Source organism: Cumulibacter soli, assembly GCF_004382795.1.
In the GTDB taxonomy this organism is placed as follows: domain Bacteria; phylum Actinomycetota; class Actinomycetes; order Mycobacteriales; family Antricoccaceae; genus Cumulibacter; species Cumulibacter soli.
This window is the reverse complement of the sequence record NZ_SMSG01000003.1, coordinates 84,795-107,437: the sequence shown is the minus strand read 5'-3', so window position 1 is coordinate 107,437 and position 22,643 is coordinate 84,795. Positions and strand designations below refer to the sequence as shown.

Annotated in this window: 19 protein-coding genes; 5 read left to right on the top strand and 14 right to left on the bottom strand. The window is 64.4% G+C overall.

The genetic code is table 11. From position 1 onward, the window contains the following. Positions 1–252 (bottom strand): DUF6167 family protein, encoded by a 252-nt coding sequence (locus E1H16_RS07270; protein ID WP_134323050.1) that lies wholly within the window; start codon positions 250–252, stop codon positions 1–3. Beyond that, complete coding sequence (locus E1H16_RS07265) at positions 253–609, bottom strand: DUF948 domain-containing protein (protein ID WP_134323049.1); 357 nt, start codon at positions 607–609, stop codon at positions 253–255. It abuts the gene before it with no gap. A gap of 87 nt (positions 610–696) precedes the next feature. Here E1H16_RS07265 and E1H16_RS07260 point away from each other — a divergent pair, with 87 nt between their 5' ends. Then, positions 697–1,836: a metallophosphoesterase gene (locus E1H16_RS07260; RefSeq protein WP_134323048.1), complete on the top strand. Its 1,140-nt coding sequence runs from the start codon at positions 697–699 to the stop codon at positions 1,834–1,836. A gap of 96 nt (positions 1,837–1,932) precedes the next feature. Here the strand turns inward: E1H16_RS07260 and E1H16_RS07255 are convergent, their stop codons facing one another. The 3 genes from E1H16_RS07255 to E1H16_RS07245 form a co-directional block, all read right to left on the bottom strand. Continuing rightward, a complete protein-coding gene (locus E1H16_RS07255; RefSeq protein WP_243837753.1) occupies positions 1,933–3,276 on the bottom strand; it encodes a replication-associated recombination protein A in 1,344 nt (447 codons plus the stop codon). A gap of 143 nt (positions 3,277–3,419) precedes the next feature. Then, a complete protein-coding gene (locus E1H16_RS07250; RefSeq protein WP_134323047.1) occupies positions 3,420–4,685 on the bottom strand; it encodes an acetyl-CoA C-acetyltransferase in 1,266 nt (421 codons plus the stop codon). A 133-nt stretch (positions 4,686–4,818) separates the two neighbouring features. After that, positions 4,819–5,934 carry a pyridoxal-phosphate-dependent aminotransferase family protein gene (locus tag E1H16_RS07245; RefSeq protein WP_134323046.1) on the bottom strand — a complete coding sequence of 372 codons (1,116 nt, stop codon included), beginning with the start codon at positions 5,932–5,934 and terminating at the stop codon, positions 4,819–4,821. 114 nt (positions 5,935–6,048) lie between these two features. Between E1H16_RS07245 and E1H16_RS07240 the strand changes: the two genes are divergently transcribed. After that, a complete protein-coding gene (locus tag E1H16_RS07240) occupies positions 6,049–7,671 on the top strand; it encodes a cation:proton antiporter (protein WP_134323045.1) in 1,623 nt (540 codons plus the stop codon). A 29-nt stretch (positions 7,672–7,700) separates the two neighbouring features. Here E1H16_RS07240 and aspS read toward each other — a convergent pair whose 3' ends face one another. The 3 genes from aspS to E1H16_RS07225 are packed head-to-tail and all read right to left on the bottom strand — an operon-like array spanning position 7,701 to position 11,530. Continuing rightward, entirely contained in the window at positions 7,701–9,518 is a 1,818-nt protein-coding gene (gene aspS / locus E1H16_RS07235; RefSeq protein ID WP_134323044.1) for an aspartate--tRNA ligase, read from the bottom strand. Beyond that, a complete protein-coding gene (gene hisS / locus E1H16_RS07230; protein ID WP_134323043.1) occupies positions 9,519–10,841 on the bottom strand; it encodes a histidine--tRNA ligase in 1,323 nt (440 codons plus the stop codon). It abuts the gene before it with no gap. Positions 10,842–10,861: 20 nt separating this feature from the next. Continuing rightward, on the bottom strand, positions 10,862–11,530 hold the full coding sequence (locus E1H16_RS07225) for an MBL fold metallo-hydrolase (RefSeq protein ID WP_243837752.1): 669 nt from the start codon (positions 11,528–11,530) through the stop codon (positions 10,862–10,864). Between the two features lie 126 nt (positions 11,531–11,656). Here E1H16_RS07225 and E1H16_RS07220 point away from each other — a divergent pair, with 126 nt between their 5' ends. Continuing rightward, positions 11,657–12,406 (top strand): peptidylprolyl isomerase, encoded by a 750-nt coding sequence (locus tag E1H16_RS07220; protein WP_134323041.1) that lies wholly within the window; start codon positions 11,657–11,659, stop codon positions 12,404–12,406. Between the two features lie 90 nt (positions 12,407–12,496). On the opposite strand, the gene E1H16_RS07215 is transcribed toward E1H16_RS07220, so the two are convergent. Together E1H16_RS07215 and E1H16_RS07210 are read right to left on the bottom strand one after the other, a co-directional pair. Beyond that, positions 12,497–13,852, bottom strand: coding sequence for an FtsX-like permease family protein (locus E1H16_RS07215; RefSeq protein WP_134323040.1), 1,356 nt, complete (start codon positions 13,850–13,852; stop codon positions 12,497–12,499). Between the two features lie 2 nt (positions 13,853–13,854). Further along, complete coding sequence (locus E1H16_RS07210; RefSeq protein WP_243837750.1) at positions 13,855–14,685, bottom strand: ABC transporter ATP-binding protein; 831 nt, start codon at positions 14,683–14,685, stop codon at positions 13,855–13,857. Positions 14,686–14,817: 132 nt separating this feature from the next. Between E1H16_RS07210 and E1H16_RS07205 the strand changes: the two genes are divergently transcribed. Beyond that, entirely contained in the window at positions 14,818–16,044 is a 1,227-nt protein-coding gene (locus E1H16_RS07205) for a sensor histidine kinase (protein WP_166741660.1), read from the top strand. After that, positions 16,041–16,709, top strand: coding sequence for a response regulator transcription factor (locus E1H16_RS07200; RefSeq protein ID WP_243837748.1), 669 nt, complete (start codon positions 16,041–16,043; stop codon positions 16,707–16,709). Before E1H16_RS07205 ends, E1H16_RS07200 begins: the two co-directional genes overlap by 4 nt. Here E1H16_RS07200 and E1H16_RS07195 read toward each other — a convergent pair. From E1H16_RS07195 to secD, 4 genes are read right to left on the bottom strand one after another with little or no spacing between them, the layout of a single operon-like run. Next, positions 16,699–18,981 (bottom strand): RelA/SpoT family protein, encoded by a 2,283-nt coding sequence (locus tag E1H16_RS07195; protein WP_134323037.1) that lies wholly within the window; start codon positions 18,979–18,981, stop codon positions 16,699–16,701. The genes E1H16_RS07200 and E1H16_RS07195 overlap by 11 nt on opposite strands. 42 nt (positions 18,982–19,023) lie before the next feature. After that, positions 19,024–19,566: an adenine phosphoribosyltransferase gene (locus E1H16_RS07190; protein ID WP_134323036.1), complete on the bottom strand. Its 543-nt coding sequence runs from the start codon at positions 19,564–19,566 to the stop codon at positions 19,024–19,026. After that, positions 19,563–20,852, bottom strand: coding sequence for a protein translocase subunit SecF (gene secF, locus E1H16_RS07185; RefSeq protein WP_134323035.1), 1,290 nt, complete (start codon positions 20,850–20,852; stop codon positions 19,563–19,565). The genes E1H16_RS07190 and secF overlap by 4 nt, the downstream gene beginning before the upstream one ends. Next, the gene (gene secD, locus E1H16_RS07180; protein WP_208378911.1) at positions 20,849–22,624 is read right to left on the bottom strand and encodes a protein translocase subunit SecD; all 1,776 of its coding nucleotides are present in this window, start codon (positions 22,622–22,624) and stop codon (positions 20,849–20,851) included. The genes secF and secD overlap by 4 nt, the downstream gene beginning before the upstream one ends. Positions 22,625–22,643: the final 19 nt, after the last annotated feature.

The following is a 22,643-nucleotide window of genomic DNA, read 5'->3' as shown; positions in this document are numbered from 1 at the left end:
TTAGATTTCCTTGATTGGATCGTTGCCGGTGACGTCGAGTCCGGCGCCCTCGCGGAGTTCTACCTCGCGCTGTTGCATTCCGGACTTCACATCGCGGGCGAACAGGCGCGCCTGCTCCATCAGGTCGGCCGCGCCGCGACCGGTGCGTTGCGCCAGGGCATTCGGCTTCATCGCTTCCGCGGCCGCATTCAGCCGGCGCACCACGAGCACTCCGATGGTGATCCCCATCGACAGCCAAAAGAGTCGACGCATCTAGTTCCTCCCGGACCGCTTCGCGGTGGCCCTGCGGACCCCGTAGGTAAACGACGCGACCTTGACCAGTGGGCTGCCAATGGTGCTGGAGACCAGCGATGTCACCGCCGCCGCGTTCTGCGAGATGTTCTCGGCGTTCGCGGTGATCCCGTCCACCCGGCCGAGGTTCGTGTTGACGTGTTTCACCGTGTCGACGGCGTTCTGCAGCAACGGCGTCGCTCCCTCATGGGCGATCCGCACCGCCAGGGTCGTCTCGTCGAGAGTACGGCCGAGCTTCAGGATCGGCACGGCTAACAGGAGCACCAGCAGCAGGAACGCACCTGCGGCGATTAGCGCTGCGATCTCTCCACCGGACACGGTGAACTCCTTCGTCGTACGACGGCATTGTCGGCGTCCCACACTACCGCGTGAGCGCGAGCGCCCCACCGGTGGCAAGATCGCGGGGTGTCACTCTTCATCGTGATCGCCTTGACCATCATCGCCGCCCTTCATTTCTGGTTCTACCGCCGACTCGCGCTCGCGCCACACTGGCCCCGCCGGGTACGCATTGGTATCGCGATCACGTTGGGGGTCCTCGGCTTATTGCTGATCGGCGCCGAATCGTCGGCGTGGGCTCCCGTGCTGTCGCCGGACGGAGCCCGCCCGTTCGCTTGGGTAGGCGTGATCTGGCTCGCTTTCGGTTTATACCTGGCTCTTGGGCTCTTGGTCGTTGCGATCGTCGCCGCGCTCGTGGCATGGCGAGGCGGGCCGCAATCACGTCCGCTTCGGCTGCGGATCAATCGCATCGGCGTCGTGCTCAGCGTCGCGGTTGCCGCGGCGACCACAAGCTGGGGCATCGTGGAGGCCGAAACCGTGGACGAGACATCGTTCGATGTCACCGCCGCCGATCTGCCCGCCGAGTTCGATGGAACCCGCGTCGTACTGATCAGCGATCTGCATATCGGAGCGGTGAACTCCGATCGCCTCGCTCAGCGCGCGGTGGACATGGCGAACGCCGCGGACCCCGACATCGTCATCCTCGCCGGTGATCTCATCGAAGGCTCGTCGGAGCGGTACGGCTACCAACTCGCACCGTTGAAAGACCTGCAGGCCGCTGACGGCGTGTATGCAGTCACCGGTAACCACGAGTTCATCAGCGGTGAACCGGAGGCGTGGATGCAACTGTGGGATGACCTCGGCGTGACGGTACTGCAGAACGAATCGCTGTCGATCGAGCGCGGCGACGCGAGCATCACCATCGCCGGCGTACACGACGCCAGCGGCGATGGTGACTTAGCCGCCGATCCGCAAGCCGCGCTCGCAGGCGTGGATCCCGATACGTTCATCCTTTACGTGGCTCATCAACCGTCGCAGGCCTATGACGCGCAAGGATTCGGGATCGATCTGCAAGTGTCCGGGCACACCCACGGCGGCCAGTTGTGGCCGATGCACTACGTCGTCGCCGCGAGCCAGCCGATGCTCGATGGCCAGGCCGACGTTGGCGACGTCCCGGTGATCACCTCACGAGGCGCTGCGCAATGGGGGCCGCCGGTGCGCGTCGGCGCGCCCGCCGAGATCCCGGTCATCACGCTGCACGCCGCGTAGCACCCGTTCAGTAGCAAAGTCGCTACCTGGTAGGAGACGCCAAGCAGAACTCGCGCACTTCGGCGTCCCCGCGGAAACTCGCAGCGTCAGCAGAAGTCAGCGGTCACGGAGGATGGCGCGGATCTTCTTCAGGCGCTGCCCGATGGCATTCTCCACACCCCGCGACGTCGGTTCGTAATAGTCCTTACCGTCGATCACATCAGGCGCGTACTGCTGAGCAGCGATGCCCTCATCAAGGGCATGCGGATAGATGTACTCCTGGGCATGACCGAGTTTCTTCGCGCCCGCGTAGTGACCATCGCGTAGATGCACTGGGACGGTACCTATCTTCCCAGCGCTGACATCGGCCATCGCGGCGTTGATCGCGGCGTACGCGGCATTCGATTTCGGTGCGCTGGCGAGGTGTACGACGGCCTGCGCCAGCGGGATGCGGCCCTCGGGCATACCGATGAACTGCACGGCCTGCATCGCCGCGATGGCGGTCTGTAGGGCCGACGGATCGGCCATCCCGATGTCTTCGCTCGCGGAGATCACCAACCGACGTGCGATGAATCGCGGGTCCTCCCCCGCCGTGATCATCCGGGCGAGGTAGTGCAGGGCCGCGTCGACGTCCGATCCTCGAATCGACTTGATCAGCGCGCTGGCGACGTCGTAGTGCTGGTCGCCGTCACGGTCGTAGCGCACCGCCGCGACGTCCACGGCACGGGCAACGGTGTCCGCATCGATGCTGTCCACCCCGGCGCCGTCGGCGATCTCCGCTGCTGCCTCCAGCCCCGTTAATGCGCGCCGCGCATCGCCGTTGGCGGTACGCACCACGTGATTGAGGGCGTCGGCAGCGATAGAAAATCGGCCGCCGAGGCCACGATCGTCACTCAGCGCTCGTTCGACGACCGAACGGATATCGGCGTCCTCAAGGGATTCGAGAGTGAGCAACAGCGAACGCGACAGCAGCGGTGACACGAGCGCGAAGAATGGATTCTCGGTAGTCGCGGCAATCAGCGCAACGGTGCGCTGCTCGACCGCCGCCAGCAGCGAGTCCTGTTGCGTCTTACTGAAGCGATGTACCTCATCGATGAAGAGCACCGTCTGCTCGTCGCCGCGACGGCGCCGCTTCTTCGCATCCTCGATAACCGCTCGGACATCCTTCACACCCGCGTTCAACGCGGACAGTTCGACGAATCGGCGGTTGGTGGCCCGGCCGATCACGTGCGCGAGGGTCGTCTTACCGGTGCCCGGAGGGCCGTAGAGAATCACCGACATAGCGGTGTCCCCCTCCACGACCCGGCGCAGCGCCGTACCCGGGCCAATCAGCTTGCTCTGCCCCACCACCTCGTCCAGCGACTGCGGCCGCATCCTGACCGCCAACGGCGCACCCGGATCGACCTGCATCGGGTCGTCGGGTTGATCGAGCTCGTCATGGATGTCGAACAGTGAGGCCACGGCGTCGATCCTAGGTCCGCTCGACGACAAAGGTCCGGTCAGGCGGTAACCCGCCCAACCGGACCTCTGAATTCCGTCATCGTTAGCACTCGCTGCCAGCTCGACAGCCGGCGGCTAACTCAACGGATCAATGACAAAAGCGACTACGCCGCCGAGTCCACACGCTCGATGATGATGGCCGGAGCCATGCCACCGGCAGCGCACATGGTGATCAAGCCGTAGCGGCCACCGGTGCGCTCGAGTTCGTCGAGGGCAGTGCCGATCAGCATCGAACCGGTCGCACCGATCGGGTGGCCCAGAGCGATCGAGCCACCGTTCGGGTTGACCTTCTCGCGCGGGACATCCATATCGCGGATGAACTTCTCGGTCACCACGGCGAAGGCCTCGTTGACCTCATACACGTCGATGTCGTCCTTCGACAGGCCGGCCTTCGCCAGAACCTTCTTCGCGGCCGGGACCGGCGCGTTCAGCATCAGCGTCGGGTCGTCGCCCATGTTGACGGTGGCGACGATGCGCGCACGCGGCTTCAGACCGTGCTTCTCGGCGTACTCCTTCGAGGACAGCAGCAGGGCGGCCGCGCCGTCGACGACACCCGAGGAGTTACCGGCATGGTGTACCGGAACGATGTCGACGTCGGGGAACTTGCGATTGATCTGCTTGCGGAAGGTGGTTCCTTCATCGTCAATCGGTGCATCCATCAACGCGGTGAATGCCGGCTTCAGCCCAGCGAGCGATTCCGCGGTCGTGTTGGGACGCGGGTACTCGTCGTGATCGAGCGCCACCGAACCGTCGTCGTTGATGACCGGAATGATCGAACCGTCGAAACGACCCTCCTCGATCGCGATCGCAGCGCGGCGCTGGCTTTCCAGACCCAAGGCATCGAGCGCCTCGCGGGAGATGCCCTCCATCGAAGCGATCGCGTCGCCACACACACCCTGGTGCGACTGCGGGTGCACCGCATCCAGGTGCGGGTTGTTCGAACCCATCAGGTTGGCCGGCAGGCCAGCCTCGCGCTTTTCGGCAGCCATGGTGCCGGTGAGGCTCATCATCTCAGTGCCACCAGCGATGACGAGGTCTTCCATCCCGGACATGACCTGCGCCGAGGCAAGCGCGACGCTGGTGATGCCACCGCCACAGAAGCGGTCAAGGGTGGTGCCGCTGACCGTGATATCGAAGCCGGCGTCGAGGGCAGCCATGCGGCCCATGTCGCCGCCCTGCTTGCCTTCCTGGGTCGAGGTCGACCAGATGACGTCCTGGACATCCTTGGTGTCGATGTTGTTGCGGTCGCGGATCGCGCCGAGCACCGTGCGCGCGAGGTGCTGCGGGTGCAGGTGCGCGAGCGAACCCTTGCCGACCTTGCCGATACCGCGCGGAGTGCGAACCGCGTCGATGATGTAGGCGTCTCCCATGTGTCTCTCCCAGCTAGAAGTTGATAGATGAGTCAACTTAAGAATACTTCGCACCGCCAACGAGTGCGACGTGACGGCGGTTAACCGTCGCTCCTAGGCTAACCCTGCGTGGTTGGCGCGTGTGGGCCGCCGCTTACTTCGTCGCGTCGATCGCATCGCGCAACGCGGCGAGGATGAGATCCACGCTGGCTTGGTTCGCGTTCGGCCCCATCAAACCGATCCGCCACACCGTGGACGCGAACTCCCCGACCCCGGCACCGATCTCGATGTCATAGGTCTCCAGCAGGTAGCCACGCACCTTCGCCGAGTCCACGCCCTCGGGCACCTTCACGGTCGTCAGTTCTGGCAGTCGGTAGCCCTCCTGGGCGAACAGTTCCAGACCCATTTCCTGCAATCCGGTCTGCAACGCGTCACCAGCTGCCTGATGCCGCGCCCACACGGTGGGCAGGCCCTCTGCGAGCACCCGCCGCAATCCGGCGTGCAGACTGGCGACCATGGCGACCGGCGCGGTGTGATGGTAGGTGCGCTTGCCCGTTGCCCCGCCGGTGTATCCACCGAGCATGCCAAGGTCGAGGTACCAGGACTGCGGCTTGGTGATGCGTCGCTCGAACGCGCGATCGTTGATCGTGAACGGCGCAAGACCAGGCGCGACGCCGAGGCACTTTTGGGTGCCGGCGTATCCGACGTCGATGCCCCAGTCATCGGCCTCGAGTTCGATTCCGCCGATCGACGTCACGGCGTCCACGAGTAACAGCGCATCCCCTTTACCGGCACCGAGCGCGGCGATATCCGAACGGACGCCGGTAGAAGTTTCGGCGTGTACGGCGGCGATCACTTTCGGTGACGGGTGCGCAGCCAGTACCCGCTCGGCATCGATCGGGGTACCCCACTGATGATCGACCCGAATGACCTCGGCTCCGGTGCGCGCCGCGACGTCACACATCCGCTCACCGAATAGTCCGTTAACGGCAATAACCGCCACGTCGCCTTCGCCGACGGTGTTGACGAACGCGGCTTCCATACCGGCCGAGCCGGTCGCCGATAGCGGCAAGGTACGAGCGTTGTCGGTCCCCCACACCGTGCGCAGGTGTTCGCACGCCTCGTCCATGATTTCGATGAACCGCGGGTCCAGGTGCCCCAGCAGCGGCAACCCGAGCGCAGCAGTGGCCTCGGGATAAGCGTTCGTGGGCCCAGGACCGAACAACCTGCGGTCGAGCACGATGTCAGAGGCAGAAGGAAGGCTCGTCATGCTTCCAATGTATCGGTGGTATTCCGCGTAGCGCCGACGGGTCGATAGTCGATCGTTGCGCGAGGAATATCGTCGTTCGAGGAACGCGCACGCACTACTTCGCTAGGGGGCGGCATGGTCGAGACCATCGCGATCGTCGTAGTCGGCGTACTCGTCGTAGCGGGCTCGGCCGTGATCTCGCCACGGCTCGGCGTCGCAGCGCCACTGCTACTCGTGCTGCTGGGCGTGGCCGCGAGTTTCACGCCCTGGGTCCCGGACATCAACATCGACCCCGAACTCATCCTGGCCGGGCTACTTCCGCCGTTGCTATACGCCTCAGCGGTATCGATTCCGACGATGAATTTCCGCCGGGAGATACGCGGCATCAGCGGGCTGTCGGTCTTGCTCGTGGTGAGTAGCTCGCTGGCCCTCGGGCTGCTGTTTCTCTGGCTGATACCCGACCTCGGGTTCGGCTGGGGTGTGGCTCTCGGCGCAATCCTGAGTCCGACGGACGCGGTTGCCACCTCGATCGTGAAGCAGACGCCCGTCTCACGCCGCGTCCTGGTGATGTTGGACGGTGAGAGCATGCTCAACGATGCGAGTGCGCTCGTCGTGCTGCGCACCGCGATCATCGCCGCGGGCGCTTCGTTCAACCTGTGGAGTGCGGTCGGGACGTTCGCGTACGCCGTCATCGTCGCCGTCGTCATCGGCGCCGTCGTGGGCTGGGGGAACCTCGTAGTACGTCGCCGCGTACTCGAACCGACCGTCAACACCATCCTGTCGTTCACGGTCCCATTCCTCGCCTCCGTACCCACGGAGTTACTCGGTGCTTCCGGGCTGGTCGCGGCCGTCGTAGCGGGCTTGATCACCGGCTACCGCGCCCCACGGGTATTGCCGCCTCAGCACCGCATGTCCGACTCGCAGAACTGGGCCAGCATCGAGTTAGTCGCCGAAGGCGCGATCTTCCTGACGATGGGACTCCAGATCTCCTCGGTCCTCGACACCGTGCACCGCGAGCACGCCGGGATCCCTTACGCACTCGGGCTCGCGTGCGTGGGTTTGTTCGTCGTCCTGCTCGTGCGGACGGCGTACGTCGCCTTGATGCTGTGGCGCACCGGTCGGCGCAACCGACGACACCGCGCGATTCAACCGCGGGTGGACGCCATCCACGCGGCGCTGACCGACGGCCAACCATGGCCGAATGCGCCCGCGACCGCCGGCCACCGACGAGCGCTGCGACGCCTCGACCACGAGGCGGTCACGCACCGCGTCACTCGGGTGAAGTCCGATATCGACTACTTCGTACGCAATCCGCTGACCGCAAAGGACGGTGTCGTCGTCGTATGGGCCGGCATGCGCGGCGCGATCACCGTCGCGGCCGCGCAGACGCTCCCGCCCGATACGCCGCACCGCGCGTTACTGGTCTTCATCGCCTTCGCTGTGGCGACGATGTCCTTGTTGCTGCAGGGCGGGACGATCAAGCCACTCGTCTCCAGGCTGACCACTGGGCAAGGAGCTAGTTCGCAGTTGACCGAGCGCGCCGCCATCCTGGCAATTCTGCAGTCCGCCGCCGATGAGGTCGACTCCGATGACGCGGACACGCCGCGACAGCACAAGATCGCCGTCCTCAACGCTCAACGATCTGCGCTGCTGGACGAGCGTGACAAGGGCGCCGTGGATGCCGACATGCTGACCCACGCCTTGTACAACCTCGATGCAGCCCAGATCGCCCTGGAGATGCGCGGTGATCCCGCCTGAGCATCTCCAGGCGGGATCGGACCTACTGATCACTGGTCGGCGGTGGCCTTCTCCGGCTTTTCCGACGTGTCCGCCTTGTCCGCCTTTTTCGGCTTGGCGTCCACGCCGGCCTCGCGGCGCTGTTGAATGGTGATGGGCGCCGGCGCCGCCGTCAGCGGGTCGTAGCCGTTACCGGTCTTCGGGAACGCGATCACGTCGCGGATCGAGTCCGAACCATGCAGCAGAGCGACGATCCGATCCCAGCCGAACGCGATTCCGCCGTGCGGCGGCGCGCCGTAGGCGAATGCCTCCAGCAGGAACCCGAACTTCTCCTCCGCGTCTTCCGGCGAGAGTCCCATCAGTTCGAATACGCGCTGCTGCACATCCTGGCGGTGGATACGAATCGACCCGCCACCGATCTCGTTGCCGTTGCACACGATGTCGTAGGCATTCGACAAGGCCGGGGCGGGATCGGTGTCGAAGGTGTCCAGAAACGCCGGCTTCGGCGCAGTGAACGCGTGATGGACGGCAGTCCACTTGCCGGAGCCCACGGCGACGTCGTCGGTCTCGGCGGCGAGCTCGAACATCGGTGCATCGACGACCCACAGGAACGACCACGCGTCCTCGTCGATGAGTCCGCATCGGCGCGCAACCTCGACGCGTGCGGCGCCGAGCAACTCGCGAGTCGACTTGATTGCACCCGCGCCGAAGAAGACGCAGTCCCCCGGCTGTGCGCCGACGTGTGCCGCCAGTCCCTGCCGCTCTGCTTCGGAGAGATTCTTCGCGACTGGACCGGATAGTTCGCCGTCATCACCGACGAGCACGTAGGCCAGGCCTTTCGCGCCGCGCTGCTTTGCCCACTCCTGCCACGCATCCAGGGTGCGTCGCGGCTGAGACGCGCCGCCGGGCATCACGACCGCGCCGACGTACGGCGCCTGGAAGACCCGGAACGGGGTATCGGCGAAGTACTCGGTGCATTCGACAAGTTCGAGGTCGGTGCGCAGGTCCGGCTTGTCGGAGCCGTAGCGACGCATCGCATCTTCGTAACTCAGCCGCGGGATCGGCTTGGGGATGTCGTAACCGATCAGTTTCCACAGCGCGGTGATGATCGATTCGCCGAGCTCGATCACGTCTTCCTGATCCACGAACGACATTTCGATGTCGAGCTGGGTGAACTCGGGCTGCCGGTCGGCGCGGAAGTCTTCATCGCGGTAGCAGCGAGCGAGTTGGTAGTACCGCTCCATCCCGGAGACCATAAGCAGTTGCTTGAACAGCTGCGGCGACTGTGGAAGCGCGTACCAGGACCCGGGAGCCAAGCGCGCCGGGACCAGGAAGTCGCGAGCGCCTTCCGGCGTGGATCGGGTGAGCGTCGGCGTCTCGATCTCGACGAAGTCGCGGTCGGCGAGAACGGCGCGGGCAGCAGCGTTTGCCTTGCTACGCAAGCGAAGCGCGTCACCGGACCGCTCGCGACGCAGGTCCAGGTAGCGGTGTCGGAGGCGGGTTTCCTCGCCGATCTCACCGGTGCCTTGCGCGTCGATCTGGAACGGCAGCGCCGCCGATTCGCTCAGCACGTCCAGGCTGTCGACGTACACCTCGATCTCGCCGGAGGGCAGGTTCGGGTTTTCGTTGCCCTCGGGGCGGATCTCAACCTTGCCGGTGATCGCGATACAGAACTCCGAACGCAGTCGGTGTGCGGCCTGCGCCATCTCCCCCTCGCGAAATACCACCTGGGCAACGCCACTGGAATCGCGCAGATCCACGAAAATCACGCCGCCGTGGTCTCGGCGCCGCGCTACCCATCCGGCGAGCGTGACGGTCTGCCCCGCATTCGCTGCGCTGAGGCTCGACGCGAGATGTGTTCGGATCACTTACTGCTCCTTGCGAATGAGGCGAGGCGTCTTGTCGTCCTCGCTCGGCGTCCAGGTCTGCGGGTCGACGTCGACCTGCTCGCCACTGCGAATGTCTTTGATCTGGTGACTGCCGTCGGCGTCGGTGAACCATACGAACGGAATGCCACGCCGATCGGCGTACTTGATTTGCTTGCCGAACTTGGCTGCCGATGGCGATACCTCGGCCGCGATCCCCCTGTGACGCAAGGAATCGGCGACCTGGCTGGCCTCGGCGCGGCGCTGCTCGTCGGCCACAGCCACCAGCACGCAGGTGGGCACGGCGCGGGATGCCGTAGCGATGCCGTCACGCACCAGCACCGCCATGATGCGCGATACCCCTACCGACATGCCGACGCCCGGGTAGGTCGTCTTACCGTCGTCGGCGAGTTTCTCGTAGCGTCCCCCCGAGCAGACGGAGCCCAACTCAGCGAAACCTTCGAGATTGGTCTCGAATACGGTCCCGGTGTAGTAGTCGAGCCCGCGAGCGATACTCAGGTCGGCGACCACGCCTGCGTCTGGGCGGGCCGTCACCGCGGCGATCAGCTCGGAGAGTTCGGCGAGGCCTTCATCGAGGAGTTCGTGCTGTACATCGAGCGCGCGGACGAGATCGACGAACGAGGTATCGCCGGTGCGAATCGCCGCGAGTGCCAGCACCTTCCGCGCGGCCTCGTCGTCCACCTCATCGGGTAACAGCGCGCGCACCTTATCGGGTCCGATCTTGTCGAGCTTGTCGACCGCGCGAAGCACCGCGGCCGTGTCCGCGATCCCCAACCCTCGGTAGAAGCCTTCCGGAATCTTTCGGGTATTCACCCGCACCGTGGCGACACCGAAATCCAGCCGGCGAAAAATATCGACGATCAGCGATACGATTTCGGCATCGAAGTGCGGTGCGAGGCTGTCGCGGTCGACGATGTCGGCGTCCGCCTGAATGAACTCACGAAAGCGACCGAATTGCGGGCGCTCGCCACGCCACGCCTTCTGCATCTGATAGCGCCTGAATGGGAACTCGAGTTTGCCGGCGTTCTCCAGCACGTACCGCGAGAACGGCACCGTCATGTCGTAATGCAGCGCCATCGGGTGCTTCTCGGCCTCATCGGCGTGAATGCGACTGACGCCGTAGACCTCTTTGTCGATCTCGCCCTTGCGCAGCAGGAAATCGACCGGTTCGACGGCGCGGGTTTCGATGCCGGCGAAGCCGTGCAATTCGAACGAATCACGGAGGACATCGAGGAAACGCTGCTCGACGATTCGCTCGCGCGGTAGCCACTCGGGGAAACCGGTGAGCGGGGTGATGCGGGACATGTAGACCTTTCGAAACGCGACTATTTGCCGCGCAAGTACTCCAGGATAAAGGGGTTCATCGCGCGTTCGGCGCCGATCGTGGTCTGCGCGCCGTGACCTGGCAGCACGACCGTCTCGTCGGGGTAGGTCAGGCACACGTTCTCGATCGAATGCATGATCGCCTCGTACGAGCCACCGGCGAGGTCGGTGCGTCCGATTCCTTGATTGAACAGCGTGTCTCCCGCGAGCATGACCGGCGCCTGCGGATGATCGAACGAGAAGATCACCGAGCCCTGGGTATGCCCAGGAGTGTGCCGCGCGGTGAGTTCCACGCCGACGATGCTGATCTTCTCGCCATCGCTGAGTTTGCGTACATCATCGATGGTCGGAATTTTCTTGATGTCGCCACCGACCAACTGCGCGATACCCGAACTGTGCCACCCGAGCGGATCGCGGACCATGTCCTCATCGTCGCCGTGCAGATACGCCGGGATGTCGTATCCGTCGACCAACGGCGTCACGGACCAGGTGTGATCGAGGTGTCCATGAGTCAGCGCGATCGCGACCGGCTTGAGTCGATGTTCCTCGAGTACCTGGGTGAGCGTCGGTACCGCTTCCATCCCAGGATCGACGACGATGCACTCCGCGCCCGGCTCACTGGCGAGCACGTAGCAGTTGGTTTGGAATACGCCTGCGGGAAATCCGGTCACTAACACCAGTCCAGGCTACCGGCGTGACACCAGGAACGACGCCGTGCCCCGCGCGTCCACCGGCGGCCGCTGCAGATGCAGGTCGTAGACTGACGTTGTTTTGTGCCCGGACCAGGAGATCGCCGAGTGTCGACAGCCAAGCAACGACGTGCCGCAGCCCATCGCAAGCTGGAAAAGCAGCTTGAGCGTCGCCAGGAACTCGAGCGGCAGCGCAAACAGCAAGGCATCGTGCTGAGCCTTGTCGCTGTCGTGCTCGTGATCGGGCTGGTGCTCTGGTTCGCTATCGCCAGTTCGGACGGCGACGAGGTTGCGGCGGCGGACTGCAACTACACCTCTGATGGCGGATCGTCGACCGTCGGCATGCCCGCCGAGGACGACGGTGAGATCGCCTCTACGGGCACCGTCAACCTGTCGATGGAGACCAACCGCGGCACCGTCGAGATGCAACTCGATCGCTCCGGCGCACCGTGTGCAGTCGAGAGTTTCGCGCACCTGGCCGCCGCCGGGTTCTTCGACAGCACCGTCTGCCACCGGCTCACGACCGGGAGCTTCGGGGTCCTGCAGTGTGGCGACCCGACCGGTACCGGCACTGGCGGCCCGGGGTACCACTTCAAGCAGGAACCGCCGACCGGTGATGACCCCTACCCCGCCGGCACGGTGGCCATGGCGAACAGCGGCCAGGAGAACAGCACCGGCTCGCAGTTCTTCATCTGCTACACGTCATGCTCCACGCTGCCACCGGACTACTCGAAGGTGGGCAAGGTGACTGGCGGACTCGATGTCGTCGAGGCGATCGGCGCCGACGGGACCGACAACGGCACCGATGACGGCGCGCCGGCCGAAGAGGTCAGCATCACCTCCCTCGCCCTCGCCTAAAGGTTCTCGATCGCTTTGTAGCCGGCGGTCGGCGGGCATCGCTCAGGTTCGCCAACGTGCTGCCGTGCGGCGGCGAAGTTTGCTCGCACCTCACGTGATCTCGGCGAGCATGGGTTTGGCCAGCGCGCGCGCCGTACTGATCCGCCCGGCCGCCAACGTGAGTACCGCGATGATGACGAGGATGAGCACGTAGGTGAGCGGGCCGGGCTCTATCGCCAGCGATCCGGTTCGACTGTAGGCGAACCCAGCAATCCCGACCGCGGCCGCAACGGTGCCCAGCACGATTCCGACGACTACCGCGCACACCGATTCCAGCATGGTCGAGCCTCGCAACTGGGCCGGCGTTGCGCCGATCTTGCGCGCTAGGGCGAATTCAGCGCGCCGCCCGAGCATGGTGGCGACACAGTTGTTGATGACCACGATCGCGGCAAAGACGGCGATCATGCCGACGATGATAAAGGTGAGGGTCTGCACGCCCTCGTCGTCGGCGCTCAGGACGAGACCATCAGCAACGTTGGCGCTGTTCTGGACTTTGAGGGTGTACAGCGAGACGGTGGCCAGAGCGGTGAAGATGATGACCGGCATCGTGATCGCCGCGGTCTGGTCCGTACGGCGTCGAATATTGGATGCGGCTAGGTATCCGGACGCTCCACTTACTCGACGGGTGAGGAAGTCGAGCGGGCCGATGACCGCGCGCAAGAAGACAGGTGACAGCAGCGCCAATCCGATCGCGCAGGCGATCCCGGCCTGCCCGGCGACACTCAGCGCCAGGAAGCCCTCCCCCTCGAGCACGGTCGCGGTCACCGCGGCGCAACTGATACCGACGAGAAGGATCGCGACCCCCACGACCACCCGGGTCTTGGTGATCTTCGAGCCGTCGGCGACAGGTTGGCTCAACGCGTCCTTGGCGCTGAGGTGTCGGGTTCGCCGCACAGTGATGACGGCGGCCGCGATCATGGCGAGCATGGTGATCGAGGGCCCAGCAGCTGTGGCGATCAGACCGAACGTGTAGTCAACCGACCCGGCGATCTGGCCGGTGGACTGGAGCGCGCTGAGGATGCCGCGACCGATCAGCACTGCGGGGCCGACCGCCAGAAGGGCAGCGATCAGCGCGACGACGATGGCTTCTCCGACGATCAGCCGCCCAATCTGCGCTGGCGTGGCGCCCGCAGCCTTGAGCAGCGCCAAATCACCCTGGCGCTGGCTGTTCGACAGACGCATCGTCGAGGCCAACCCGAAGACGACAATCAGCAGACCCCACCCGCCCACTGCAGCGGCGATCGTGTTCAGCGACGATGCGTCTGACGCCGAGACGCCAGATCCGGCTGCGGTGTCGAACAGCGAGGCGAACGCGGTGAGAATGACCGCGCCGAGGAATACATTGATGAAGGTCGCGGTGAATCTGCTCCATTGAAAACGCAATGAGTTCATTGCAAGGCCCAGCATGATCACGACTGACCCCCTTTCGCCCCGGACTTCTCGCGCGCTGCTTCCAACTGCAGCATCTGCTCGGAGACCTTTGCCGCGGTGGGTTTCTTCAGCGTGCCTACGATGTGACCGTCGGCCAGAAAAATCACCGAATCGGCATACGCGGCGGCGATGGGATCGTGGGTCACCATGACGACGGTCTGCTGATGCTCATCCACCGCTGTCCGTAGCAGCCTCAGCACTCCGGCGGCACTGGTGCTGTCCAATGCGCCGGTCGGCTCGTCCGCGACCACGATGGACGGCCTGGATGCAAGCGCACGTGCAATCGCGACGCGCTGCTGCTGGCCTCCCGACAACTCATGCGGCCGCTTATCAAGTTGACCTCCTAGCCCCACTTCCTTAAGCAAAGCGATGCACCGCGCGCGGTCAACTTTGGCGCCGGCGAGGCGCATCGGTAAGACCACGTTCTGCAGCACAGAGAGCGTCGGCAATAAGTTGTACTGCTGGAAGATGAACCCGATCCGGGTACGTCGAAAGCGGGTGACATCGGCTTCGCTGCCCTGTTTCAGTTCACGACCATCGACGTACACGACTCCGGTGCTCGGGCGATCCAGCCCGGACGCGCATTGCAGCAGGGTGCTCTTTCCCGATCCGGACGGCCCCATCACGGCGGTGAACCTGCCCCCGGGGAAGGACACCGTCACGTTATCGAGTGCCGTCACCGCGTTCGCGGCGGTCCCGTAGGTCTTGGTCAGGCCGCTTACGCTCAGCGGTGAGTGTCTGGTTTCCAGCGGCTGATAGCTGGCCACAATGTCCATCCAATCGTCGTGCGAATAAGTCGGCTCCAGCATCGGTGCGGTGCAACCGATTGCGACACCGTCACCCGGTGGACGATCAGACCGACTTTCGGCGGGGTCGATCGATCGACCTTTGACGGTGTGCGCATCGGTGAACCGCCAGTACCGTGGATAACCATGACGACGGTGGGCAGTTCACAGGCGCCGCCGACCGGGCGGCGTTGGCATCTACTCACCTATCCCGCTGCCCGCTCAGCGGGCCGAACAGCCCTGCGACGCCAACGGCTGGTGGACGTAGCGCTGATCATCAGCGCGCTCTTAGTGGGTCTGTTCATGCTGATCCCGACCGCTGAGATGCACAGCCCTCCGGCGTTGATTGCCGACATCTGCCTCGGACTTGCCGCGTGTGGATCGCTGGTCGTACGTCGGCGATTTCCCACGCACGTCGCAGCTTTCGCCGTCGTCCTATCAGCGGTCTCTGCCTTCGCCGCAGGTGCGTCACTCGTGGCGCTGTTCAATGCGGCGATACGGGTACGCCTCCGGGTACTCGCCGTGCTCACGCTCGGCGAGCTGGCCGCGGTGTTCTGCTTTCCGCTGCTGTATCCGGGCGCCGGGGACTTCAGTTACCTCGTCCAGGTCACGATCGGGAGCCTGCTGAATCTGGCTGTGGTGGGCTGGGGACTTATGGTTCGCGCGCAACGGAACTACCTACGTACGGTCGTTGCACGCGCCCGTGACCTTGAGGCCCGGCAAGAGATCCTTGCCGCGCACGCACGCGAGCAGGAACGTCGCCGGATCGCTCGGGAGATGCACGATGCGCTCGGGCACCGACTGTCACTACTGAGTGTGCATGCCGGGGCACTACAACTTCGTGCCGATCTAACGCCAGAACAAACCCGCACGATGGCAGGCGTCATCCGAGACACCAGCCACGACGCGCTCGAGGATCTTCAGGAGGTGATCGGGCTGCTTCGTGACGGCTCCAGTCACGGATCGACCCTGCTGGAACCGCACCGCGGTCTGGACGAACTGCCCGACCTCATCGCGGAGGCTCGCCGCGCCGGTACACAGGTGGAGTTCGTCCAGAATGCCCGATGCGAAACCTCCGGCAGCAAAGGCCACGCAGCCGCGACCACGGCATATCGGATCGTCCAAGAGGGCCTGACCAATGCGCGAAAACATGCACCGCATTCTGCGGTCAAGGTCGTGATTCAACAGGCAGCTCCGCACGAGATCATGGTGAGTGTGAGCACCTTCCGCGATCCGCAGTCCAGCACGGATCCAGCCATCCCGGGCACCGGCACAGGTTTACGTGGACTCGCCGAACGAGTCTCGCTACTGGGGGGAACGTTTAGCTCCACTACCGAGGGCAACCAGTTCGTGATCAGCGGCAGGCTTCCATGGACCACGTGAATAGTGAGACGCGGGTTGTCCTGGTCGACGATGACGCGCTGGTGCGGATGGGCCTGCGGGCGATGCTGGACGGTCTGGACGGTATACGCATAGTCGCGGAAGCTGCCGACGGTGATGAAGTGCCAGCCGCCGTCGCCCGTCATCGCCCGCACGTCATCCTGATGGATCTGCGGATGAAACGCGTCGACGGCATCACCGCGACCGGACGCCTGCAGGGCACAGCCGAGGTCCCGGCAGTCATCGTCCTGACCACCTTCGATGACAAGGAACTCGTCACCCGCGCCATCAGAGCAGGCGCCATCGGGTTCCTGCTCAAGCACGCCCCACCAGAAGACATCGTGCGCGCGATCGTGTCCGCGCGTCGTGGCGAGAGTCTCCTCTCCCCGGAGATCGCTTCCCAACTCGTCACCCTCGTCGCCAACAGCACCCATGATCTCTCCGAGCAATCCACCGCCCGCCACCGCCTGGAGCACCTCAGCGCACGTGAACTCCAGGTCGCGCGCGCAGTGGCACAAGGCAAGTCGAACGCGGAGATTGCGATTGACCTCAGCCTTACCGTCCCGACCATCAAGAGCTACATCAGCACCATCCTGAGCAAAACCGCCGCCGAGAATCGCGTGCAACTCGCGGTGCTTATCCACACCGCCAAGATTCCTATTCGGTGACCCGGTAGGCGTCGTACACGCCGTTGACCGAGCGCACATTGCGCAGCACATGCACGAGGTGCTTGGCGTCTGCGAGTTCGAACGTGAAACGGCTGGTGGCGATCCGGTCCTTACCGGTCTGCATGTGCGCCGACAAGATATTGACCTTCTCGTCCGAGATAACCCGGGTCATGTCCGTCAGGAGGCCTTGCCGATCCAGGGCCTCGACCTGGATCGCGACCAGGAACACCGCCTGTGAACCGGAGTCCCACTCGACGTCGATGAGTCGTTCGGGTTCGTTCCGCAGAGCCTTGGTATTGCTGCAATCGACACGGTGCACGCTCACCGCGCCGCCACGCGTCACGAACCCGAGGATCTGATCGCCCGGTACCGGCGTGCAGCAACGCGCCAACTTCACCCAGATATCCGAGTGGCCGCGAACGATAACACCCGAACTGCCCGTGTCGCGTCGCGGTCGACGAGTCGCGACAAGATCAGTTTCCTCAGCGGGCGCAGGTTCGGTGGCCTGATCGTCGTTCGCGATCTGGGCGACGATCTTCGCGGTCACGCTGGTCGCGGACACATGATTCTCGCCGATGGCCGCATACAGCGCGTTCGCATTGTCATAGGACAGTTTCTTGGCGACGGTATCCAGCACATTTCCGCGCGCCACCCGCTTGGTTGACACGCTCGCCTTGCGCATCGCCTTGCTGAGCGATTCGCGGCCGTTCTCGATCGCGTCCTCGCGCCGTTCGCGCGCGAACCAGTGCCGGATCTTCGTGCGGGCGCGTGGTGCCACCACGAAGTTCAGCCAGTCACGCGACGGTCCGGCCGTGTCGGACTTCGAGGTCAGGATCTCAACGACATCGCCATTGCTGAGGGTGGAGTCCAGCGGAACGAGCGACCCGTTCACGCGGGCACCGATACACCGATGCCCGACTTCGGTGTGCACCGAATAGGCGAAGTCCACCGGGGTCGCGCCACCGGGTAGGTGAATGACGGTGCCCTTAGGAGTGAATGCGAATACCTCGCCGGCGTTCAGGTCATCTTTCAGCGTCGAGATGAAGTCGCCGGATTCCTTGGTATCGCTCTGCCACTCCAGCATCTGCCGGACCCACTGCATATCGTCCGGGCCAGAGCCGTTCTTCCGATGCGACTTATACCGCCAATGTGCGGCGATACCGTACTCGGCGAGTCGGTGCATCTCATGGGTTCGGATCTGGATCTCTACCGGGCGACCCTTCGGGCCGATCAGCGTGGTGTGCAGCGACTGGTACAGGTTGTACTTCGGTGTCGCGATGTAGTCCTTGAAACGCCCGGGCATCGGTGTCCACAACGAATGCATCAGACCGAGCGTCGCGTAGCAATCGTTCACCGAGTCGACCATGACCCGTACGCCGACCAGGTCGTAGATGTCGTCGAACTCGCGCCCGCGTACAACCATTTTTTGATAGATCGAGTAGTAATGCTTCGGGCGGCCGGTTACCGCAGCGGTGATCCCGTTGTCCGAGAGTTTCTGCCGGATGTCATTCATGAAGGTGCTCAAGAAGCTATCGCGCGATGGCGTTCGATCCGCGACAAGGCGCGCGATTTCGTCGTACCGCTTCGGGTGCAGGGTCGCGAAGGCGAGATCCTCCAACTCCCATTTCACCGTGTTCATACCGAGGCGGTGTGCCAGCGGCGCCAACACCTCGAGGGTCTCGCGGGCCTTCTTGGCCTGCTTCGCCGGCGGCAGGTGCCGCAACGTGCGCATGTTGTGCAGCCGGTCCCCTAACTTGATGACCAGCACCCGGGGGTCCTTGGCCATCGCCAGGAGCATCTTGCGGATCGTCTCGGCCTGCGCCGCGTCCCCGTACTGCACCTTGTCGAGCTTGGTCACACCGTCGACGAGGTGAGCGACTTCCTGCCCGAATTCGTCAATCAGCTGCTCGAGTGTGTATTCGGTGTCCTCGACCGTGTCGTGCAGCAGAGCGGCCACGAGCGTGGTGGTGTCCATACCGAGGTCGGCGAGGATGACGCTGACGGCCAGCGGGTGGGTGATGTACGGGTCACCCGAGCGTCGGGTTTGGTCGCGGTGGTAATGCTCGGCGGTGGTGTACGCGCGCTCCAGCAACTGCAGATCGGCGTCCGAATGATGGGTCAGGTGCGCCCGGACCAGCGGTTCGAGGACCGATTGAACGCCGTAGCCGCGAGGGCCCGGGGAGAACGCGCGCGCCAACCGATAGCGCACTCGGCGACGACGAGTCGGCGGTACGTCGGCAGATGCCTCCGCGTGCGTGCTCATATCGCTCATGGTCACATCCTCGCCCGTGTTGCTGGGGGATCAGTCTACGACCTATGCTCTCCAGGCCGCGTTGAAAGGCACGCCGTGCTCACGCAGGAATGTTGCCCCGCCCAAAGCAGCGATCTCCAGCAACACCCACGAGTCGACGATCTCGGCGCCCAGACCACGTAATAACGTCGCCGCCGCGACCATTGTTCCGCCGGTCGCGAGCACGTCATCGACCAGCAGGATCCGCGATCCGGGATGCACCATTCCTTCGCGAATTTCGATCGTCGCCTCGCCGTACTCCAGCGAGTAGGACTGCGTCACCGTCGGCGACGGCAACTTGCCGGCTTTGCGAATCGGCAACACGCCAGCACCCAGGCGATACCCCAGCGCAGCACACAACAGAAATCCGCGTGCCTCGATCCCGGCGACGAGATCAATTCCGCCCTTCTCCTCGATCACCGAACACATCAGATCGACGGTTTCGGCGAACGCGGGCCCGTTGGCAAACAAGTCGGTGAAGTCGCGAAACAGCACACCCTCGGATGGGAAGTTAAGCGTCTCGGTGCAGTTCTCGCGAACTACCTGCTCCAACCGGCGTGCGGTCATCGCCCCTTCTTCCGGTCCCGCTGTGGTTTCGCGCCGGGCTTGGGCGCGGAGCCTGCCGTCCGCTTGACGACCGAGCGCGGCGCCGCGGCGCTGGACTCAGCCGTGCTGGACTGAGCGGCGCTGGGCTCAGCCTCGCCGGCCTCAGCGTCGGCACCGGCGCCCGGCGCAGCAGGCTTCGCCTTACGTGCGCGCCGCGCCTTCACCTTGCGAGCAAGTTCGATGTACTCCGGCTTGCGCTCGGCGAACTCAGCCGCGATCGGTGCGGCGAGGAACACCGACGAGTAGATACCGGCCGCCATACCGATCAGCAGCACGAGCGCGAGGTCTTTGAGGGTGCCGGCACCCAGGAGCCCGGCACCGACGAACAGCAACGCCGCCACCGGTAGCAGCGAGATCACGGAGGTGTTGATCGAGCGCATCAGCGTCTGATTGATGGCGAGATTAGCCGCTTCCGAGAACGTCATCCTGCTCCCGGCCAGCAGGGGCCGGGTGTTCTCGTCGACTTTGTCGAAGACCACCACCGTGTCGTACAGCGAGAAACCAAGGATCGTCAGCAGGCCGATCACGGTTGCCGGTGTGACTTCGAATCCCACCAGCGCGTACACACCGGCACTGATCACCAGATCGTGCAGCAGTGCGGCCATTGCTCCAACGACCAGACCCCATTGATACCTGAACCTCAAGAACACCGACACCACGATGAGGAAGACGATAAGAGCGATGATCGCCTGTCGCGAGACGTCGTCTCCCCAGGTGGGCGCGATCGACTGCGCGCTGACCTGAGCGAGGACTGACTCGTCCGTTATTTCGGTGCCGTTGGCGGTCAGCCGGTTCTCGATCTCTGGCCGGAACTCCTCGGCCAGGGACACTCGGATCGCTGAGGTGTATTCGGGATCAATCGCACTCGTCTTAACCAGGATCGAGGTGCTGCTACCGGAACCGACGACCTGCGTAGTGGCGATTTCGGCCTGCTCATCGCTGCTGGAGCGGTCCGCGTTGGCCTCGTCAAGACCCTGCTGGACGACATCCTCGGCCTCATCCTGTTCGTCCGCCGGCGCGGGCACCTCGAAAGTATTGCCGCCGGCGAAGTCGATACCGAAGGTGAGGCCCTTGGTAAACAGCAACCCGAACGTCGCGACCACGAGCAGGATCGAGACCACATAGGAGATCTTGCGCTTACCGACGAAGTCGTACCCAGACTCGCCGGTGTACAGCCGGTGCGAGAAACTGTTCCTGGCTTTCGACGTCACGGCGCCGTCGTCCCGCGTTGATTGCGCGTCGCTCATGTCGGCTCCTCGGTCGCCGCGTCAGCTTCTTGTTTCTCACGCGCGGCGGCCCGGCGGGCGGCAGCGCGCTCCTTGGCGGCGTCCTTGCTGGTGCGGTGCTCAGTGGCGACACGGCCGCTAGGCACGGCATGCCCGAGTCCGGAAATGATCGGCGAGGAGAAGATCGAGAATCTCGACAGCCACGACATCAACGGATGCGTGAAGAGGAAGACAACCAGCAGGTCGAGGATCGTCGACAGGCCGAGCGTGAAGGCGAAGCCACGCACCTCGCCCACGGTCATCAGATACAGGATCAGCGCTGCCAGGAAGCTGACGGCGTCGGCGGACAGAATCGTCTTACGAGCACGCGCCCACGCCCGCGGGACCGCGGAGCGCATGGTTCTGCCCTCGCGTACCTCGTCCTTAAGTCTCTCGAAGTACACGACGAACGAGTCCGCCGTGATGCCGATTGCGACGATAAAGCCGGCGATTCCCGACAACGTCAGGGTGAGCCCTATACCCCGCGAGAGCAACACCAGTACGGCGTACACCAGGACACCGGAGACGACCAGGCTCGCGACGGTCAGTAATCCGAGCAGGCGGTAGTAGGCCAGACAGAAGACCACGACCAGCGCGAGTCCGATACCGCCGGCCAACAGACCGGCCTCGAGCTGTTCTAGACCCAGCGTGGCCGACACCTGTCGCGCCTCGGACTGGGTGAAGCTCAGTGGCAACGCGCCATACTTCAACGAATTAGCGAGGTTGGTCGCCGACTCCTGATTGAACTGGCCAGTGATCTGGGTCGTGCCGTCGATCCGGTTGTTGATCGTCGGCGCGGTGAGCACACGCTGGTCAAGCACGAACGCGGTCTGCTTGCCGATGTTGGCGCCGGTGTAGTCGGCCCACGTTCCGCGCGCTTCATTGTTGAGGTCGAGCGATACGACCCATCCCTGACCGGTTTGGGTGTCGTACCCCGCGCCAGCGTCAGTGATCTGGGTGCCTTCGAAAATTACCGGCCCCAGGATGTACTTCTCGCCGGAATCACCACACGCGACCATGAACTGGTCGGCCTTCGGACGAGTCGCGTCGACGTTCACCTTCGCGCAGTCGAGTTCCGGCGCGATGGCCAGCGCACCCTCCTGCGTGTCGGCACCCTGGTTGATCGTCTGAGTGTTGCTGTCCTCGTCGACGACGTCACCTGCGTCGGGGACGTCGTCGGCGCTGCCCGACGCGGGCGCCTCGGAGGAGGGTGCCTCTGACGATTCGGGCGCCGGCGAGGAAGAGGCGTCGGCCTGCGACGGTTCGGAGGATGCGGCCTCCGATTCGTTGGACGCCGATTCATCGGATGCGGAAGCCTCAGAGCCCGATGCGGTTGCAGCGGCATCGGATTCGTCGCTCTGTTCGGTCGAATCAGGCGCCAAGACCTGCACGACGGAGCGCATCTCCAGCAGCGCGGTAGCGCCGAGCTGTTGCACCTGTTCGCCGCCGGCACCGGGGACCGAGATCACGATATTGCGATCGCCTTCGGTGGTCACCTCGGCTGACGCGACGCCCAGCCCATTCACGCGGTCTTCGATAATGCCGCGAGCGACCTCGAGATCTTCCGAGCGCGGCGCATCGCCGTCCTCGGTCAGTGCCCGCAGGGTGACGGTGGTGCCGCCGCGTAGGTCCAGGCCTAGTTTGGGCGTGTTGCTATCGCCGCCGAGAAACACACCGGCGTACAGCGCAGCGAGAAGAGCCATCAGCGCGAGGAAGTATCGCGCCACCGGCATATAACCGTGTGGTCGTGCCAAGAGACTGGTGCCCTTTCGT

Bases quoted from the DNA above. Each gene is read 5' to 3' on its own strand.
- E1H16_RS07215 (WP_134323040.1), bottom strand. From the start codon at position 13,852: ATGCTGGGCCTTGCAATGAACTCATTGCGTTTTCAATGGAGCAGATTC.
- E1H16_RS07210 (WP_243837750.1), bottom strand. From the start codon at position 14,685: ATGCTGGAGCCGACTTATTCGCACGACGATTGGATGGACATTGTGGCC.
- E1H16_RS07245 (WP_134323046.1), bottom strand. From the start codon at position 5,934: ATGACGAGCCTTCCTTCTGCCTCTGACATCGTGCTCGACCGCAGGTTG.
- E1H16_RS07250 (WP_134323047.1), bottom strand. From the start codon at position 4,685: ATGGGAGACGCCTACATCATCGACGCGGTTCGCACTCCGCGCGGTATC.
- E1H16_RS07190 (WP_134323036.1), bottom strand. From the start codon at position 19,566: ATGACCGCACGCCGGTTGGAGCAGGTAGTTCGCGAGAACTGCACCGAG.
- secF (WP_134323035.1), bottom strand. From the start codon at position 20,852: ATGAGCGACGCGCAATCAACGCGGGACGACGGCGCCGTGACGTCGAAA.
- E1H16_RS07240 (WP_134323045.1), top strand. From the start codon at position 6,049: ATGGTCGAGACCATCGCGATCGTCGTAGTCGGCGTACTCGTCGTAGCG.
- hisS (WP_134323043.1), bottom strand. From the start codon at position 10,841: ATGTCCCGCATCACCCCGCTCACCGGTTTCCCCGAGTGGCTACCGCGC.
- E1H16_RS07270 (WP_134323050.1), bottom strand. From the start codon at position 252: ATGCGTCGACTCTTTTGGCTGTCGATGGGGATCACCATCGGAGTGCTC.
- E1H16_RS07195 (WP_134323037.1), bottom strand. From the start codon at position 18,981: ATGAGCGATATGAGCACGCACGCGGAGGCATCTGCCGACGTACCGCCG.